The organism is Rhizobium oryzicola (assembly GCF_030504645.1).
Classification (GTDB): domain Bacteria; phylum Pseudomonadota; class Alphaproteobacteria; order Rhizobiales; family Rhizobiaceae; genus Neorhizobium; species Neorhizobium oryzicola.
On the sequence record NZ_JAUKWQ010000001.1, the window covers coordinates 458,549 to 474,650 of the forward strand.

Genomic DNA, 16,102 nt, shown 5'->3' on the forward strand with positions numbered 1-16,102 from the left:
TTGACGCTTACGTCAAAGTTACTTAGCTTTGTGTTGACGGCTGTGATGAGACCCGTCGAATAATCAGGTGCCGGTTGGAGTGGAGGCCAAACGGCGATAACCTGAAATGGAGGAGGAAACCGCATGAATATGTCATCCGCGTCCAGTGCGCACGCACAGCAGAAGATCTGGCTGGCCTCCTATCCTCCCACTGTGCCGGCGGAACTGCCGCCGCTCACCCACACGTCGCTCGGTCATCTGTTTGAAGACAGCTGCCTGCGTTACGCGGATCGCGTTGCCTTCTCAAGCATGGGGCGGGAGCTGACATTTACGGAGCTGGAAAAGGAAAGCCGTAAGGTAGGCGCCTGGCTGCAGGCCCAGGGTCTACAAAAGGGCGACCGGGTTGCGGTGATGTTGCCGAACATCCTCCAGAACCCCGTGATCGTTTATGGCATCCTGCGGGCTGGCTTGGTGGTGGTGAATGTCAATCCTCTCTATACCCCCCGCGAGTTGGAGCATCAGCTGAACGATTCCGGTGCGCGTGCCATCTTCGTGCTGGAGAATTTCGCTCATACCGTCGAGCAGGTGGTCCATCATACAGATGTCAAACATGTCGTCGTGACGAGCCTGGGCGATATGCTCGGCCTCAAGGGCCACATCGTCAACTTCGTCGTTCGCCGCCTGAAGAAGCTGGTTCCCGCCTGGTCGCTTCCCGCCGCCCACACATTCAAGCAGGTGCAGGCAAAGGGCGCTGAAAGCAGCCTGAAGCCGGTAACCGTCAATCTCGATGACATCGCATTCCTGCAATATACGGGCGGTACGACCGGGGTTTCCAAGGGCGCCATGCTGACCCATCGCAATCTGCTCTCGAACAAGGAGCAGATGTCGGTCTGGCTGGACAGCGGTTTCCTCACGCGCAAGCGGCCGGAGGTGCTGACCTTCCTCTGCGCGTTGCCCCTCTACCACATCTTTGCGCTGACAGTGAATTCCCTGATGGGCGTCGCCACCGGCAGCCATAATGTGCTGATCGCCAACCCACGCGACTTAGCCGCTCTGGTCAAGGAGATGCAGAAGCACAAGATCCACGTCTTCCCGGGCCTCAACACGCTGTTCAACGCGCTGATGAACAATGCGGAATTCCAGAAGCTCGACCATTCATCCTACCAGCTTGTCTTCGGCGGCGGCATGGCCGTGCAACGGCCCGTGGCCGAGCGCTGGTTCCAGATGACGGGATGCCCGATCACCGAGGGCTACGGACTTTCCGAGACCTCGCCGGTTGCAACGGCCAACCGACTGGATGTCACGGATTTTACCGGCGCGATCGGTCTGCCGGTTTCCTCAACGGAGGTGACCATCCGTGATGACGACGGAAATGTGCTCGTCTATGGCGAAGTAGGCGAGATTTGCATTCGCGGTCCGCAGGTCATGGCGGGCTACTGGAAGCGACCGGATGAGACTGCAAAGGCTATGACGCCAGATGGCTATTTCCGCACCGGTGACATGGGCTACATGGATGAGCGCGGCTATATCAAGATCGTTGATCGCAAGAAGGACATGATCCTCGTCTCCGGCTTCAACGTCTATCCGAACGAAGTCGAGGAAGTCGCCGCCATGCATCCGGGCGTCCTGGAATGTGCGGCCGTCGGCGTGCCCGATGCCAATTCTGGCGAGGCGGTAAAACTGTTCGTCGTCAAGAAGGACCCGAACCTGACGGAAGCGGAGGTGAAGGCGCACTGCGCCGAGAACCTGACGAACTACAAGCGCCCGCGCTTCATCGAGTTTCGCACTGAGCTTCCGAAGTCGAATGTGGGCAAGATCCTTCGTCGCGAGCTGCGCCCGAAGTGACAGTGATACAAGAGAGGATCAGGTGGCGTACGGTTGCCTGCGGTGATGGATTGGATGCCCTGAACGTGAATGTATTTCAGGAAAATAAGCCTACTGGCTGGCCCAGATGATACGTGCCATCCAATCCAGCTCGGACATATCGAAGACACGGTTGGGATGAGCGGGATTGAGTGAACTGAGTTCGATCGTTTTGGCGCTCTGGCGCAGAAGCACCTTTGCCATGACTTCTCCTTCTCGTGTCTTCACCACCACCTTGTCGCCCCGGCGCACTTGCGCGCCCGGCTCCACGATCAACCGGTCGCCGTCACGATAAAGCGGAAGCATGGAGTCACCTTGAACCTCCAGCGCATAGACGCTGTTGGTCTTGGATGGAGCGACCGGAAAATCCACCACATCCCAGCCCTGGCCTGCCGGAAAGCCGCCATCGTCAAAGAAGCCACCAGCACCTGCCTGGGCAAAGCCGAGAAGCGGAATGGAGCTGGCTTGAGGCGGAAACGCGCCGGAAGGCATGCCAAGCGAGGGGCGCGCACCCGGCGGAAAATAGCTCATGAATTCATCCAGGCTTGCGCCTGTGGCTTCGAGCACCTTGGCGAGCGACTCCGTGGACGGCCAACGCAGGCGTCCATCCGGTCCCAGCCGCTTCGACTTGTTAAACGAAGTGGGATCCAGCCCGGCACGTCTGGCAAGGCCGGATGCCGTCATCTGGTGACGCTCCGCCAGCGTATCGATCGCTTTCCAGACCGCCTCGTGTGACAGCATCGTCTTTCGCTCCAGCGCCCCTTTCGCCAAACGAAATCCAAGGGGCTGCAGATTTTCGGAATGGCAGGGAGACCAGAGAAATCAATTCCGAGCTTCCGGCCAATGGAACGGGGCAACATCTTGCCCCGGTAGCTCTAGATGTACTGAAAGCCGCTTAAAGAGTAAAGAGAGAAAGGAATAAAATCCTTTTCTGATGTCTAATGAACGCTCACGCCACCAGCGACATATTTGCCTTGCCGAGCTTGATCACGGCTTGGGTGCGGCTATCCACATTGAGCTTTAATAGGATCGCCGAGACATGCGCCTTGATGGTGGCTTCCGAGACACCAAGCTCATAAGCGATCTGCTTGTTGAGCAGGCCTTCGGCCAGCATGGACAGAACCCGGCTCTGTTGCGGGGTAAGGGTTTTCAGCCGTTCCAGAAGCTCCAGCAGTGCCGGATCTTCCTCGGTCGCGCGGCTGAGAGATGCGGGCGTCCAGATGCCGCCATCCAGCACCGTCTGAATGCCTTCGCGGATGTCATCCAGGCCTGAGGACTTGGAAATGAAACCTGAGGCGCCCAGTTCGATCGCGCGCCTGACCGTGCCGGCATCGTCCGTTGCAGAAACGACCACGACGGGCAGGCTTGCAAACTCCTGGCGAAGGGACATGAGGCCGGAGAACCCGCTCACCCCCGGCATCGCGAGGTCCAGTAGCATCAGGTCTGCTTCCGGATGATCGGTTGCTGCCTCGCGCGCTGCTTCCAGCGTGCCGGCTTCAATGATTGAGATGCTGTTGGAAATGAGATTGACGGCCTGACATAGCGCGCCACGAAACAGCGGATGGTCGTCTGCAATGATGATTGTAAATGTATGCATATCCACGCCCCCTCCCAAGAGCATAGTCAGCTTTTTTCTGCCCGCTAATATAAATAAACCCGGCAGGATCACGAGACAAGACTAAGTTTAGAGGGGCAAATTGACAACCGTCATGTACGGTTGGGAGAAGTCTGCTCTTCGGAGCGAAATTCGCGGACAAGCCCCATGAAACTGCGCATGAAGCGCTCCATGATGGAGAGGGATCGTTCGACTTCTGCATCACTCGGCATTGGCTGGCGCAGGGTCTCCTTGCCGGCCTTTGCTTCCAGGGCCTCCACACGCTTGGTCAACATATCCAGTTCCCGCTCGTAGGCGGCACGCTCATCGGCGGCCATTCGGCAAGACAGTGAGCCGTTCTGTTCGCGGCAGAAGGTGATGGCGCCGGTCTGCTGGTCCAGCCGGATGAAGCCGCCATCCGTCTTCTCCAGGCGAAAACGGTTGGCTGGCTCCTCCGCCCGCGCAGGCATCCCGCCAAGTATGACGACCGCAAGAGCGGTCAACAGAGTACTGCGCATGGTGCTACCTCCTCAAAACCGGCGATCGACCCCGCCGCCCGGTGGACATTCCAAAGGCTTTGCTGCAAAGGCTGTAGCGAAGTCTAACCCAGCCGGGATTCAACAAAATGACTGGAACCATCTACAAGATCGTGCACGAACACCTGTGGGACAAGGCCAGAGAAACCGGGTTTTTCGAAGGCGCTCCTGTCGATCTGCATGATGGGTTCATTCATTTTTCCACCGCCGCCCAGGCGGTCGAAACCGCACGCCGGCATTTTGCCGGCCAGTCAGGGCTTCTGCTGGTGGCCGTCGATGGCGAAGCTCTGGGCTCGGAACTGGTCTTTGAGCCCTCGCACGGCGGCGACCTTTTTCCGCATCTCTATGGGCGCTTGGCCCTTCAAGCGGTTGTTTGGGAAAAGCCGCTGCCACTCGGCGCCGATGGTCTTCACGTGTTTCCGGAGCTTGCCTGAATGTCCCTGTTCGATCTGGCCAAGAACGCCATTTTCCTGCTTGATCCTGAAACCGCGCATGGCGCATCCATTGCGGCCCTGAAGTCCGGTCTCATTCCCTCTTGCACCGCCATGGCCGATCCGCGGCTGCGTGTGGATGTGGCGGGGCTCAGCTTCCCCAACCCTGTTGGCCTTGCAGCAGGTTACGACAAGAATGCCGAGGTGCCGGAAGCGATCCTTCGGCTCGGCTTCGGCTTTACGGAAGTCGGCACGCTGACACCGAAGCCGCAGAGTGGCAATCCGAAGCCGCGCATCTTCCGTCTGGTGGAAGATGAGGCCGTCATCAACAGGCTCGGCTTCAACAATGAAGGGCATGAGGCGGCACTCGCCCGGCTCAAGGCGCTGGAAACCTCAGGCATCGTCGGCGTCAACATCGGCGCCAACAAGGACAGCGAAGACCGCATTGCCGATTACGTCGCCGGCATTCGCCGCTTCTATGGGGTCGCGCGCTACTTCACCGCAAATATCTCCTCGCCCAACACGCCGGGTCTTCGGGATCTGCAGGCGCGCGACAGTCTGAAGGCGCTGCTGTCCGCCGTTCTTGCCGCGCGGGACGAAGAGGCACAGAAGGCTGGCCGAAAGGTTCCTGTCTTCCTGAAGATCGCGCCTGATTTGACCGAGGAGGGAATGGACGACATAACAGCCGAGGTGCTCGCGCATCCGCTCGATGGTCTGATCGTGTCCAACACCACCCTTTCCCGCAACGGTCTGCGGGATACGCGCCAGGCCGGCGAGGCGGGTGGTTTGTCCGGAAAGCCGCTCTTCCGCCGCTCCACGGCGGTACTGGCGCGGATTCGCAAGCGCGTTGGTCCGCAACTGCCGATCATTGGTGTGGGCGGCGTATCCTCGGCGGATACCGCACTGGAAAAGATCCGCGCAGGAGCCGATCTCGTGCAGGTCTATTCATGCATGGTCTATAAGGGGCCAGGACTGGCGGCGGAGATCGTTCGCGGTCTTTCCGCGTGTCTGCAGAGGGATGGCATTGCCCATATTGGCGCATTGCGGGACAGTGCAGTGGATCGATGGGCGGCGGAAACTCTCGATTAAGCCTGGGAAGTGATTGCCACTAATATTTCTGGGTCACGAAATTTTGTCGGCGGATTTTGACAATTCCGCCACCATTGCTCACTATATGTTACGTCAGGTTACATTCGCGGAGGTGCTTTCATGCGAGCACATTTCAGTTTACCGGGCGTCACCATTAGCGGTCTTCTTTTGAGCGCCCTTTTTCTTCGTCTGGCGATCTGGGCATTTGCGCCGGGCGCCTGACATTTCGTCCGTTAAAGACCTTTGCTCGCGAAGGTCTGGTGCATCTTCGCTGGCAGCCGTGCGGCCAGCAGTCCGCCACGCAGAAGCAGGAATACATGCAACGCGGCCCAGAGTCCGTGATTTCCGAAAAGTGGTATCAGGATTGCCAGGCTAACGCAGTATCCTGCGAAGGCACCGAGCATGCGGTTTCGCATCTCGCGTGACCATGTGGCGCCGATAAAAACCCCGTCCATCTGGAAAGCAATTGCTCCGGTAATGGCTGTGAGCGCCGCCCATGGCAAGTAGGTCGCTGCAACGGTACGCACATCAGGTGCCGTCGTCATCAGCGCAATAAGCGGCGTGCCAACCACCAGAAACAGCAGTGTGATCAAAAGGCTGATGGCCAGCGACCATCCGCCTGTCAGGATTAGTGCACGCCGGAAGGCCGGGCGATAGGCAGCGCCGACTGCGCGTCCCGAAAGCTGTTCCGCCGCGCCTGCCAAGCCATCTAAAAAGAAAGACGACAGCATGAAGATATTCATCAGCACCGCATTGGCGGCAAGCACCACGGCACCCTGACTGGAGCCCAGCCGTGCCATCAGTGCGAAGGCGACGTTCAGGACGAGGGAGCGGATCAGAATATCACCGTTGAGCTTGAACAGCGCTGTGAACTGTCGCCGATCGAGGATCTCTTCCCGTCGCGGTTTCATCGGCGTGCGACGGAAGCGTGTAATGATCACCGCCATGCCGACACCCGCTGCAATGAGTTCAGCTCCTGCCGTGCCGAGCGCCACGCCCTTTACTCCAAGACCGAGCCACAAACCGAGCCAGAGCGTCAGCAGGATATTTGTGCCGTTTAGCAGGATCTGCAGTTTTAGGCCCAGCATGCCTTCGCCGCGCCCCAGCACGAAGCCGAGAATGGCATAATTGGCGAAGGTGGCAGGGCTGGTCAGCGCCCTCAGCCCGAAATAGGTGCGCGTGGCATCCACCACGGCTGGATCATCGGACAGCAAAGTTGGTGCGAAGCGAACGATGAGCGGCGTGAGCAGCAGCATCAGCGCGCCGAGCGCCAGCGAACTGACGAGGGAGCGCCAGAACACAGCCTGTTGTTCGCGTTCATCGCCCCGACCGAAGGCCTGTGCCACCAGCCCCGTTGTTGCCGTGCGCAGGAAGCTGAGGCTGCCATAGAGAAGATCGAACAGCAGCGCGCCGATCGCCAGTCCGCCCAGCGACGCCGGGTCGCCCAGATGGCCCACGACGGCAGTGTCGGTGAGGCCCAGCAAGGGTGTGGTCAGGTAGCCGAGTGTCATCGGGACGGCAATCGACAGCACAAGACGATGCGTCACCTCAAAGGCACGCGTTTGGGCCGTGGCCTTGTCCATGTCGATTGCCTCCGGAGTTGCCTGGGCTGCTTCCGAAGGAAGAGGGAGTCAGGCGGAAAGAACCATCGCCCAGTAGGCTCGCATATCGCTGCTGGATCGCGCCACTGCCACGCCCACATAGTTGTAGGGGCCTAGCATGTTTTCCAGATGTTTCTTGGAATTGATCCAGGCCTCGACCGCCTCCGTTACCGACTTCTGGCCGCTGGCGATGTTTTCCGCGGCCGGCAACGGAACGTCGTTACGGCGCATGCGTGTGCCGAAATCGTCGCCGAAACCGATGAGGTGCTTCATCTCGCCGGCGCGTGCCATGCGCACAGCCTGTTCCTGCGCAGCCTGAGCCGTTGCCTTGCTGGCGGAAAGCGAGCCTAGCTTGTGCTTGGCGCGCAGAGCATTGACGAGCGGAAGCGCGCCTGCAGTCTCATCGGTTGCACCCGCGGTGACGGGTGGTTTGGGCCGTGTGGTGGAGCAGCCGGCGATGGTTAGAAGAGCGCCGCCCGAAAGCAGCAGAAAGCCTCGCCGGGCGGTCAGATCAGTCAGGAATGTCATTTAACGTCTGTAGTTGAGAATGCGAAGGATGATGAAAGCGGGGATGACGATAGTGGCGCCTAGCAGCAGGTAATCGCCCACGGCGCCCAGCGCATGAAAGCCGCGATGCCACAGATCGACCAAAAAGTCCCGGATGCCATAGAAGATATCCCACGGATGCAGGTTGAAGACAGCCATGACGAAGCCGACGATCAGCGAGACGACGATCAGTTTCACCACGGTGCGACCGGGCGTATCTCCCAGCAGCCTGTTCATCTGGTCGGACATCTTGGTTTCTCTCCGGTTGGGCGATCCACTCTTCGGCTTCAGATAAGCGGTGGCGCCCTCTGCCGCAAGCGGATGGCGGGGAGGTGCGATAGAACTTGAGTTTTTTTGTGGCTTCGGCCAGATGCCGGAAACACCTCGGAACCGCACAATGACCCGCAAGCAGTTTTCCTCCGGCGATGTCATCGCCGATCGCCGCGCAGATTATGCCCGCATGCTGATGGAGGCAGGCGATCATGCCGCCGCCGCCGAGTTGTGGGAGCAGGCGCTGGAACTTGCACCCGACTGGGCGGCCGGCTGGTTTCGTCTCGGCGAGGCTGCCGAGAAGGCGGGGCTGAAGGACAAGGCCGTCGAGGCATATGCCCGTGCGGCGGAGTTGGACAAGGAGGGCGTGTTCGGCGCCGCCTTGAAGCTGGCGCTGCTGGGTGCGGCCCCGGTACCCGAGGCGCCACCTTCGGCCTATGTGGAAGGCCTGTTCGATGATTATGCCGAGCGCTTCGAGACGGCGCTGGTCGAAAAGCTGAACTATAGCGTGCCGGCAAAATTGTTTTCATTGGTTGAGCCGCATGGCCCCTTCCGGCTGACCGTCGATCTTGGCTGCGGCACGGGCCTGTTCGGCGTCGAGGCGGCAGGCGCGACGGCACGTCTCGAAGGCTATGATCTCTCGGCCAACATGCTGGCTAAGGCCGCGCAGAAGAGCCTCTACCATCATCTCGCCCAGGCAGATCTGTCGCTGGCCGCAGAACAATCCGGTCTGTTCTCGCAAGAGCATCCCCGCCACCGTGCGGATCTCGTCTCGGCAGCCGATGTGCTGATGTATCTCGGCGCGCTCGACAATGCCTTTGACCTCGCCGCTGCGCTGTTGATGCCGGGTGGCTTCTTTGCGTTTTCGGTCGAGGATGCGGGTGACGGCTCAGGCTTCCGGCTGCAGGATTCGTTGCGCTATGCCCACTCGGAAGCCTATGTGCGGCAACTGCTGACGGCCAAGGGCTTCGATCTCGTCGAGACGCGGAAAACAGAGATTCGCATGGATGCCGGAAAACCGGTTCATGGCATGCTGTTTCTTGCCCGCCGCACCTCATGACGGGCAGTTTTCTTGCCTTTTGCGACAGCATCGCTGTCACATCTTGAAGACCATTATTTTGCGGTGCACAATCCCTGAAAAGACAAGGGGACGAAGACGTGGCGCGTAAGAAGACGCTGGGCTTTTATAGCCTTGACCCATCGCAACATACTGTTCTGGAGGATAGCCAGGGTCTGTTGACGGGCGCGCTGGTTTCAGGCCTCGGATTTTATCTGCTGGGGCGCGTCGGACTGCTGACAGGCGGCACGGCGGGCGTCGCCTTCCTGGTACATTACGCCTTCAACATTTCGTTTGGCCTGCTTTTCTTCATCGTCAACCTGCCCTTCTACTATCTCTCTTTCAAGAGACTGGGTCTCGCCTTTTCCGCCAAGACGTTTGTCGCGATCGGACTGGTCTCTGTTGTCACGGAAATCGAGCGCCGCTTCCTGTTGATCGATTACCTGCATCCTTTTTGGGGTGCGCTGATGGGCGGGCTGCTGCTGGGCTATGGTTTGCTGGCGCTTTACCGGCACCGGGCGAGCCTCGGCGGGGTCGGTATTCTTGCCATCTACATCCAGGAGAAATTCGGTATCCAGGCAGGCCTCATCCAGTTGGCCTTCGATGCCTGCGTGATGGCCGCCGCCTTCCTGGTGCTTGACTGGCATGTGGTCATCTGGTCCATCCTCGGCGCTGTGATCCTCAACCTGTTCCTGGCGATCAACCATCGCTCGGACCGCTATATTGTGGTGCGCTGATGGCCAATGCAACGCAACAAAAGACGCCCGTCGGCTTCTGGGCTTCCACCTCGGAGCGCCATTCCATTCTGGAGGATATCCAGGGCGTGGTGGCAGGCTCCATGCTGGCGGCGCTCGGCGTGACGCTCTTGGCCTCCGCGCATCTGCTGATCGGCGGCACCGCGGGTCTCGGTTTTCTGCTGCGCTACTCAACGGGCCTCAGCTTCGGCGTCGTCTTCTTCCTGTTGAACCTGCCCTTCTATTGGCTGGCCTACAAGCGGCTGGGTCTCGCCTTCACCATCAAGACATTCTGCGCCGTGGCGCTCACCTCCTTCCTCACGGAAGTCCTGCCGAAGCTGATCCCGATCGGCGATATCAACCCACTCGTTGCGGCGCTGTTCGGCGGGCTCCTGATCGGCACCGGCATGCTGGCGCTATTTCGCCATCGCGCCAGCCTCGGCGGCTTCGGCATTCTCGCGCTCTACCTACAGGACAAGTTCGGCTGGCGCGCCGGCTTCGTCCAACTGGGGCTGGATTTCGTGGTGCTGGCACTATCCTTCTTCGTCGCCACGCCCTTTGTGATAGCATGCTCGATCCTTGCGGCGGTGACGTTGAACCTGACGCTGGCCATCAACCACCGCACGGACCGGTATATTGTTCGCTGATCACGCCGCCTTGGCCGGCTTGTCGATCGGATGCTGCGAACGGAAGCCGACGGCCAACCGGTTCCAGATGTTGATCGCACCGATCGCCACCGTGATGTTGACCAGTTCCTGATCAGTGAAATGGTCTCGCAGCGGCGCGTAGGCGCTGTCCGGAATGCCGGTTTCGGCAATCTTCGTCACCGCATCCACCCATTGGAGCAGCGCCCGTTCCTTGTCGTCATAGACGGGCGATTCCCACCACACGCTCATTAGGTTGATCCATTGCTCGGACAAGCCGTCATGGCGCGCTTCCTTCACATGCATGTCCACGCAGAAGGCGCAGCCATTGATGATGGAGGCGCGCAGTTTGATCAGGTGGATGAAACGGCGCTCCAGACCGCAGGACTGCACGAAGTTTTCGAGCGCCAGGGCAGCCTGATAGGCTTCCGGTGCGGCTTTGAAGAAGTTGAGGCGGGGTTGCATGATCTTCTCTCCTTGATGGGCCTTCAGCCCTTGCGGCTTGCGGCGCGTTGATGGCTTTGCAGGAAGAGGCAGCCACGCTCGGCAATGCCTCCATCGTCTTCCGCGGCCAGTCCCTCAAGGATATCGGCCATGGATGTTTTCGCGAGTTCCGCACGGTAGGCGCGTTCGGCTTTGAGCATCGCGGCATTGATGCCGCAGGGTTTGGTGAAATACCTGCTCGGCAGCGGGTTCGGTCCCCGCTGGCGGATTTCCGCACAGCGAAAGGCCGGTTGCGGGCCTTCGACGGCCAGCACGATATCGAGAAGGCTGATGTCGGCGGGTTTCCTGGCGAGCCGATAGCCGCCTTTCGGCCCCGGCACCGTTTCCAACAGGCCGGCACCGGAAAGTGCCTGCAGATGCTTCAGCAGATAGCTCGTTGATACGCCGTGGAATTCCGCCAGCGCTGCGGCTGACAGCACATCATTGCCGTCAAGTCCGCTCATGAGGCCAACACAGTGGATGGCCTGTTCAACGCCGTCACCCAGTTTCATCGCACCATCTCCATATCATGGATAAAAAATATCCATGATTCGATTTGCCGTCAAGCCTCTTCAAATTTTCGCGCCTGCCATTACTTTCGACCTCGTGGAAAAGACCCTCGCCGACGCCCCGTACAACCTGCCGGATCTGCTGCCTCGCCCCTTCCAGACATGGTTTGCGGAGAAGGGCTGGGCGCCGCGTGCGCACCAGATGGAATTGCTGGCGCGGGCGACGGCCGGCGAGAACATGCTGCTGATCGCGCCGACCGGTGCCGGCAAGACGCTGGCTGGCTTCCTGCCCTCGCTGACGGATCTGGCGCGGCGCGGCAAGGTCCCGCCCGGTTCCTCCTTCGTCGGCGTCCATACGCTTTACATCTCGCCGCTGAAGGCGCTGGCCGTCGATATCGAGCGAAACCTGATGAAGCCGGTGGCGGAAATGGGGCTGCCGGTCTCCATCGAAAACCGCACCGGCGATACGCCGCAATCCAAGCGGCAGCGACAAAAGACCAATCCGCCCGACATCCTTTTGACCACGCCGGAGCAGCTGGCGCTGCTTCTCGCGAACAAGGAGGCGGAGCGCTTCTTCAAGCATCTGCGTTATGTGGTGCTGGACGAGTTGCATTCGCTTGTCACCTCCAAGCGCGGCCACCTGCTGTCGCTGGGTCTGGCGCGCCTGAGACGGCATGCGCCGGGTCTGCGCAGCATCGGCCTCTCGGCGACCGTCTCCGACCCCATGGATCTGCAGCGCTGGCTGGTGCCGCAAAGCGGCCCGGGGCAAGAGGTGCTGCACCCGCAGGAACCTGCGGGCCTTGTGCATGTGAAGGGCGGTGCGGCACCTGACATCTCCATCATGACGACGGAGGACCGCATCCCCTGGTCTGGTCATGTGGCGACCTATGCCATTCCCGCCGTCTACGAGGAGATCCGCAAGCACAAGACGACGCTGATCTTCGTCAATACCCGCTTTCAGGCGGAGCTTTTGTTTCAGGAACTCTGGACCATCAATGAGGACAATCTGCCGATTGCGCTGCATCACGGCTCGCTGGATGCCGGTCAGCGCCGCAAGGTGGAAGCGGCGATGAGCGCCAACAGACTGCGCGCCGTCGTCGCCACCTCGACGCTCGATATGGGCCTCGACTGGGGCGATGTGGATCTGGTGGTTCACGTCGGCGCGCCCAAGGGCGCGTCAAGACTGGCGCAACGCATCGGCCGTTCCAACCACCGGATGGATGAACCGTCCAAGGCGATCCTCGTACCTGCAAACCGCTTCGAGGTGATGGAGTGCCAGGCGGCACTCGACGCCAACTATCTCGGTGCCCAGGATACGCCGCCGGTGGGGGAGGGGGCGCTCGATGTGCTTGCCCAGCATGTGCTGGGCATGGCTTGCGCCGAACCCTTCGATGCGCTGGAACTCTATGATGAGGTCACCAGTGCCTCGCCCTATGCGGGGCTTAGCTGGGAGATGTTCGAGCGCATTGTAGATTTCGTCGCGACCGGCGGCTATGCGCTGCGCACCTATGAGCGCTATGCAAAAATCCGCAGGACCAAGGAAGGGCGCTGGCGCGTTTCCAATCCGCAAGTGGCGCAGCAATACCGCATGAACCTCGGCACCATCGTCGAGGCCGCCGAGCTGAATGTTCGCCTCGTGAAGCGCAACCAGCTTGGGACTGTCGGGCGTGGCGGCATGTCGCTCGGCAAGGTCGAGGAATCCTTTCTGGAACAGCTGGTGCAGGGTGACACGTTTCTGTTTTCCGGCAAGGTGCTGCGCTTTGAAGGTATTCGCGAGAATGAATGCCTCGTCACCAATGCCTTCTCGCTGGACCCGAAGATCCCCGCCTATGCCGGCGGCAAGTTTCCGCTCTCCACCTATCTGGCGGACCAGGTGCGCGCCATGCTGGCTGATCCCTCCCGCTGGCATGTTCTGCCCGATCAGGTGCGCGATTGGCTGGCGATCCAGAAGGAAAAGTCCATGCTGCCGAAGCGGGACGAGTTGCTGATCGAGAGTTTTCCGCGCGGCAACCGCTTCTTCATGGTCGCCTATTGCTTCGAAGGGCGGCTCGCGCACCAGACGCTCGGCATGCTTCTGACGCGGCGGCTGGAGCGGGCAGGGGCAAGGCCGCTGGGGTTTGTGGCCAATGATTATGCGCTCGCCATCTGGTCGCTGAATGATATGGGCGCGATGATCGACAGCGGGCGCCTGTCGCTGGGCGACCTCCTCGATGAGGATATGCTGGGCGATGATCTCGAAGCCTGGCTCGCCGAAAGCTTCATGCTGAAGCGAACTTTCCGCCAATGCGCCGTCATCTCGGGCCTCATCGAGCGCCGCCATCCGGGCAAGGAAAAGACCGGTCGGCAGGTGACGGTGTCCACCGACCTGATCTATGACGTGCTGCGCAGCCATGAGCCAGACCATATCCTGCTGGAGGCCACACGCCGGGATGCGGCATCCGGGCTTTTGGATATTGGCCGGCTTGGCGCTATGCTGGCACGAATCAAGGGCCATGTGATTCACCGCGCGCTAGAACATGTCTCGCCGCTTGCCGTGCCCGTCATGCTGGAAATCGGGCGGGAGCCTGTGGCAGGTGAAGCGCAGGAATTCGTGCTGGCAGAGGCGGCGGAAGAGCTGATTGCCGAAGCGATGGGGTGACGTCATGACGCTCTGCCAAGTCGTGCTGCACCAAATGGCATGAGACAAGACGTAAAAGACAATGATGAACCACAGACTGGCGCTTGCCGCCGCAGAGACACCCGCTCCCGCCGCAGGCGCAGAGATCACCGTCCACGGCGTGGCGGCGGTGTGCGACCCGCTGGGCGGGCTCTATCTGCCGGATCTGTCCTGTCTCGTGATTTCCGATCTGCATCTGGAAAAAGGGGCTGCCTTTGCGCGGCGCGGCATGATGCTGCCGCCCTATGATACGTTGGCCACCCTCAATCTGCTCGCCGCCGTCATCGCGCGCTATGACCCCAGGACGGTGATTTCGCTGGGCGACAATTTTCATGATCGACGCGGCTCCGCCCTGATGCCCGACGCCTTCCGCGACATGATCCGCACACTGGCCTTCGGGCGGGACTGGATCTGGATCAACGGCAATCACGATCCGGATGGTACCACGGACCTGCCGGGGCAGTCGGCGGATGAACTGGTCTATGGCGGGCTGGTCTTCCGGCACGAACCGTCGCTGATTGCCGGACGCGGCGAGGTGGCCGGCCATCTGCACCCTTCGGCCACCGTCGGGCGGCGCGGCAAATATGTCCGCCGCGCCTGTTTTGCAACTGATGGTGCCCGCCTCGTCATGCCAGCCTTCGGCGTGCTGACCGGCGGGCTGGACCTGAAGCACAAGGCCATGCATGGCCTGTTCGACCATGCGGCCCTGATTGCCCATCTGCTGGGCCGCGACCGCATCTATTCGGTGCGGTTCAACAGCCTGATCGGCTGATCAGTTGTACGTGACCGCCGCCACGGCCGTCATGTCCATCTTTGACCTTGCGATGGAAATGAAGGTGTCGAGTGGGCAGGCGCCATCCACGGCTTCAGCCTCGCAGCCGGGCACGGTTACAGCAGCCTGCAACGGCGGTGACGCTTCGTTGATCGCGGACGCGTTGCGGATCTGGTCGAGGCTGGGCGCCACGAAGCCGAGCTTCACATAGACCTTGCCGCTCGCATCATGCAGCCGCTCGAAGGTCAATGCGCCGGTGGGCGGGGTTTCGTCGTCCAGATAGGGCGGGATCTTCCAATGCAGGCCGAGGATGGCTGCGATCTCGACCTGTTGAGTGTCGCTGCCCATCAGGAGCAGGAATTTTGCGTTCGGCGGCCCGCCCTGGGGCGCTGCATCCCTGGGACCGGTGCCGAGTGCCAACACCAATTGATTCAGGAAGTTGGAAGCATCGCGCTTGGCAAGATAGGGCACGCGGTTGCCGATATCGTATTTGACCTGGCGAAGCTCCGACAGGCGGATGATATCGGTGGCTGTCGATGCTTTCCCGAAGGCCACCTGATCGGCCGGGAAGCCATTGGCATATTGCAGCAGGAAAACCTGAGCAGCTGTGCCAGCCTCAGCCAGGGGCCCCTTCAGGGAAACGCTGGCGGGTTTGTCCCCCTTGGCTTCCTTCACCTCGATCGACCATTCGCGGTTCTGCAGGGAGCAGGCGCTGCCGGGTGCATCGCATCCCAGGATCGCGTCCATCTCCTTCATCAGCGGCTGCACCTTGGCCTTCATGGCGTCAAAGCTACCGCCAGCCGCTTCCAGGATCGCGGCCTTGGCTTTTGAGGGGTCGATGGCGCCGAGTGCGGTATCGGAGGCCGCATAGAGCGGATCGACCTCCGCCTTCACGAAACCGACCTTCAGGCCGCAGCCTTCGAACATGGTGGACAGCACCACATTGCCCGTATCGATCGTGCGCTGGACTGGGCCATTGGCCCAGCCGAACACATCGCCCTTGGCCGGGCAGCCGGAGGCAGCAACGAGGCCCTTGGATCGCAGCATGGAAACCTCCCAACGGGCCAGCTGCGCGGCAGCTTCAGCGCCATGCGGGGTCAGCTGACCGTCTGCCGTGTCCCATTTCGCCCAGGCCTTGGGCGACATCTTTTCCAGCTCCTTCATGCTGGTCTGTGGCCGCACGCCATGGCGCATCAGGGCAATGTATTTGTCGCTGGTCAGCGTTTCGGCAGAGCTGGTGCAAGCCATCAGGCAGGCAGCGGCGGTAAGCAGGACGGTTCTTAAATGCATGGGGCTGACCCTCAAGGATATGGCAATAAAGCAGGCCTTAGCGGCCAT

The 16,102-nt window shown here is 60.6% G+C and carries 17 protein-coding genes; 8 read left to right on the top strand and 9 right to left on the bottom strand.

The genetic code is table 11. The features are described from left to right. The first annotated feature begins 123 nt into the window (after positions 1-123). Positions 124-1,824 (top strand): long-chain fatty acid--CoA ligase, encoded by a 1,701-nt coding sequence (locus tag Q2T52_RS02290; protein ID WP_302075055.1) that lies wholly within the window; start codon positions 124-126, stop codon positions 1,822-1,824. A 90-nt stretch (positions 1,825-1,914) separates the two neighbouring features. On the opposite strand, the gene Q2T52_RS02295 is transcribed toward Q2T52_RS02290, so the two are convergent. The 3 genes from Q2T52_RS02295 to Q2T52_RS02305 all read right to left on the bottom strand — a co-directional run bounded on the left by Q2T52_RS02295 (position 1,915) and on the right by Q2T52_RS02305 (position 3,954). Next, positions 1,915-2,583, bottom strand: coding sequence for a helix-turn-helix transcriptional regulator (locus Q2T52_RS02295; RefSeq protein ID WP_302075056.1), 669 nt, complete (start codon positions 2,581-2,583; stop codon positions 1,915-1,917). Positions 2,584-2,791: 208 nt separating this feature from the next. Further along, positions 2,792-3,439, bottom strand: a complete 648-nt coding sequence (locus Q2T52_RS02300; protein ID WP_302075057.1) for a response regulator — start codon at positions 3,437-3,439, stop codon at positions 2,792-2,794. A 110-nt stretch (positions 3,440-3,549) separates the two neighbouring features. Next, complete coding sequence (locus Q2T52_RS02305) at positions 3,550-3,954, bottom strand: hypothetical protein (RefSeq protein ID WP_302075058.1); 405 nt, start codon at positions 3,952-3,954, stop codon at positions 3,550-3,552. Positions 3,955-4,061: 107 nt separating this feature from the next. Between Q2T52_RS02305 and Q2T52_RS02310 the strand changes: the two genes are divergently transcribed. Both Q2T52_RS02310 and Q2T52_RS02315 read left to right on the top strand, forming a co-directional pair. Then, positions 4,062-4,406 carry a DUF952 domain-containing protein gene (locus tag Q2T52_RS02310; protein ID WP_302075059.1) on the top strand — a complete coding sequence of 115 codons (345 nt, stop codon included), beginning with the start codon at positions 4,062-4,064 and terminating at the stop codon, positions 4,404-4,406. Continuing rightward, positions 4,407-5,492, top strand: a complete 1,086-nt coding sequence (locus Q2T52_RS02315) for a quinone-dependent dihydroorotate dehydrogenase (RefSeq protein ID WP_302075060.1) — start codon at positions 4,407-4,409, stop codon at positions 5,490-5,492. It begins immediately after the preceding gene. A gap of 233 nt (positions 5,493-5,725) precedes the next feature. Here the strand turns inward: Q2T52_RS02315 and Q2T52_RS02320 are convergent, their stop codons facing one another. From Q2T52_RS02320 to Q2T52_RS02330, 3 genes are read right to left on the bottom strand one after another with little or no spacing between them, the layout of a single operon-like run. Continuing rightward, positions 5,726-7,075 carry an MATE family efflux transporter gene (locus Q2T52_RS02320; protein ID WP_302075061.1) on the bottom strand — a complete coding sequence of 450 codons (1,350 nt, stop codon included), beginning with the start codon at positions 7,073-7,075 and terminating at the stop codon, positions 5,726-5,728. Between the two features lie 48 nt (positions 7,076-7,123). Next, positions 7,124-7,621 carry a CAP domain-containing protein gene (locus tag Q2T52_RS02325; RefSeq protein ID WP_302075062.1) on the bottom strand — a complete coding sequence of 166 codons (498 nt, stop codon included), beginning with the start codon at positions 7,619-7,621 and terminating at the stop codon, positions 7,124-7,126. Further along, complete coding sequence (locus Q2T52_RS02330; protein ID WP_302075063.1) at positions 7,622-7,888, bottom strand: DUF6460 domain-containing protein; 267 nt, start codon at positions 7,886-7,888, stop codon at positions 7,622-7,624. Between the two features lie 148 nt (positions 7,889-8,036). Between Q2T52_RS02330 and Q2T52_RS02335 the strand changes: the two genes are divergently transcribed. From Q2T52_RS02335 to Q2T52_RS02345, 3 genes are all read left to right on the top strand, one after another. Then, positions 8,037-8,969: a class I SAM-dependent DNA methyltransferase gene (locus Q2T52_RS02335; RefSeq protein ID WP_302075064.1), complete on the top strand. Its 933-nt coding sequence runs from the start codon at positions 8,037-8,039 to the stop codon at positions 8,967-8,969. Positions 8,970-9,067: 98 nt separating this feature from the next. Next, a complete protein-coding gene (locus Q2T52_RS02340; protein WP_302075065.1) occupies positions 9,068-9,703 on the top strand; it encodes a YitT family protein in 636 nt (211 codons plus the stop codon). After that, on the top strand, positions 9,703-10,347 hold the full coding sequence (locus Q2T52_RS02345) for a YitT family protein (protein WP_302075066.1): 645 nt from the start codon (positions 9,703-9,705) through the stop codon (positions 10,345-10,347). The genes Q2T52_RS02340 and Q2T52_RS02345 overlap by 1 nt, the downstream gene beginning before the upstream one ends. Here Q2T52_RS02345 and Q2T52_RS02350 read toward each other — a convergent pair whose 3' ends face one another. Next, positions 10,348-10,809, bottom strand: coding sequence for a carboxymuconolactone decarboxylase family protein (locus Q2T52_RS02350; RefSeq protein ID WP_302075067.1), 462 nt, complete (start codon positions 10,807-10,809; stop codon positions 10,348-10,350). 23 nt (positions 10,810-10,832) lie between these two features. Beyond that, a complete protein-coding gene (locus Q2T52_RS02355) occupies positions 10,833-11,339 on the bottom strand; it encodes an RrF2 family transcriptional regulator (RefSeq protein ID WP_302075068.1) in 507 nt (168 codons plus the stop codon). 34 nt (positions 11,340-11,373) lie between these two features. Here Q2T52_RS02355 and Q2T52_RS02360 point away from each other — a divergent pair, with 34 nt between their 5' ends. Further along, positions 11,374-13,974, top strand: a complete 2,601-nt coding sequence (locus Q2T52_RS02360) for a ligase-associated DNA damage response DEXH box helicase (RefSeq protein ID WP_302075069.1) — start codon at positions 11,374-11,376, stop codon at positions 13,972-13,974. Between the two features lie 61 nt (positions 13,975-14,035). Next, positions 14,036-14,764 carry a ligase-associated DNA damage response endonuclease PdeM gene (gene pdeM / locus Q2T52_RS02365; RefSeq protein ID WP_436799475.1) on the top strand — a complete coding sequence of 243 codons (729 nt, stop codon included), beginning with the start codon at positions 14,036-14,038 and terminating at the stop codon, positions 14,762-14,764. Here pdeM and Q2T52_RS02370 read toward each other — a convergent pair whose 3' ends face one another. After that, complete coding sequence (locus Q2T52_RS02370) at positions 14,765-16,054, bottom strand: histidine-type phosphatase (RefSeq protein WP_302075071.1); 1,290 nt, start codon at positions 16,052-16,054, stop codon at positions 14,765-14,767. Between the last annotated feature and the right edge of the window lie 48 nt (positions 16,055-16,102).

Coding starts and splice junctions, on each gene's coding strand:
- Q2T52_RS02315 (WP_302075060.1), top strand. CDS start 4,407: ATGTCCCTGTTCGATCTGGCCAAGAACGCCATTTTCCTGCTTGATCCT.
- Q2T52_RS02305 (WP_302075058.1), bottom strand. CDS start 3,954: ATGCGCAGTACTCTGTTGACCGCTCTTGCGGTCGTCATACTTGGCGGG.
- Q2T52_RS02335 (WP_302075064.1), top strand. CDS start 8,037: ATGACCCGCAAGCAGTTTTCCTCCGGCGATGTCATCGCCGATCGCCGC.
- Q2T52_RS02330 (WP_302075063.1), bottom strand. CDS start 7,888: ATGTCCGACCAGATGAACAGGCTGCTGGGAGATACGCCCGGTCGCACC.
- Q2T52_RS02345 (WP_302075066.1), top strand. CDS start 9,703: ATGGCCAATGCAACGCAACAAAAGACGCCCGTCGGCTTCTGGGCTTCC.
- Q2T52_RS02320 (WP_302075061.1), bottom strand. CDS start 7,075: ATGGACAAGGCCACGGCCCAAACGCGTGCCTTTGAGGTGACGCATCGT.
- Q2T52_RS02325 (WP_302075062.1), bottom strand. CDS start 7,621: ATGACATTCCTGACTGATCTGACCGCCCGGCGAGGCTTTCTGCTGCTT.
- Q2T52_RS02350 (WP_302075067.1), bottom strand. CDS start 10,809: ATGCAACCCCGCCTCAACTTCTTCAAAGCCGCACCGGAAGCCTATCAG.
- Q2T52_RS02310 (WP_302075059.1), top strand. CDS start 4,062: ATGACTGGAACCATCTACAAGATCGTGCACGAACACCTGTGGGACAAG.
- Q2T52_RS02300 (WP_302075057.1), bottom strand. CDS start 3,439: ATGCATACATTTACAATCATCATTGCAGACGACCATCCGCTGTTTCGT.
- Q2T52_RS02370 (WP_302075071.1), bottom strand. CDS start 16,054: ATGCATTTAAGAACCGTCCTGCTTACCGCCGCTGCCTGCCTGATGGCT.
- pdeM (WP_436799475.1), top strand. CDS start 14,036: ATGATGAACCACAGACTGGCGCTTGCCGCCGCAGAGACACCCGCTCCC.
- Q2T52_RS02295 (WP_302075056.1), bottom strand. CDS start 2,583: ATGCTGTCACACGAGGCGGTCTGGAAAGCGATCGATACGCTGGCGGAG.
- Q2T52_RS02360 (WP_302075069.1), top strand. CDS start 11,374: ATGATTCGATTTGCCGTCAAGCCTCTTCAAATTTTCGCGCCTGCCATT.
- Q2T52_RS02355 (WP_302075068.1), bottom strand. CDS start 11,339: ATGAAACTGGGTGACGGCGTTGAACAGGCCATCCACTGTGTTGGCCTC.
- Q2T52_RS02290 (WP_302075055.1), top strand. CDS start 124: ATGAATATGTCATCCGCGTCCAGTGCGCACGCACAGCAGAAGATCTGG.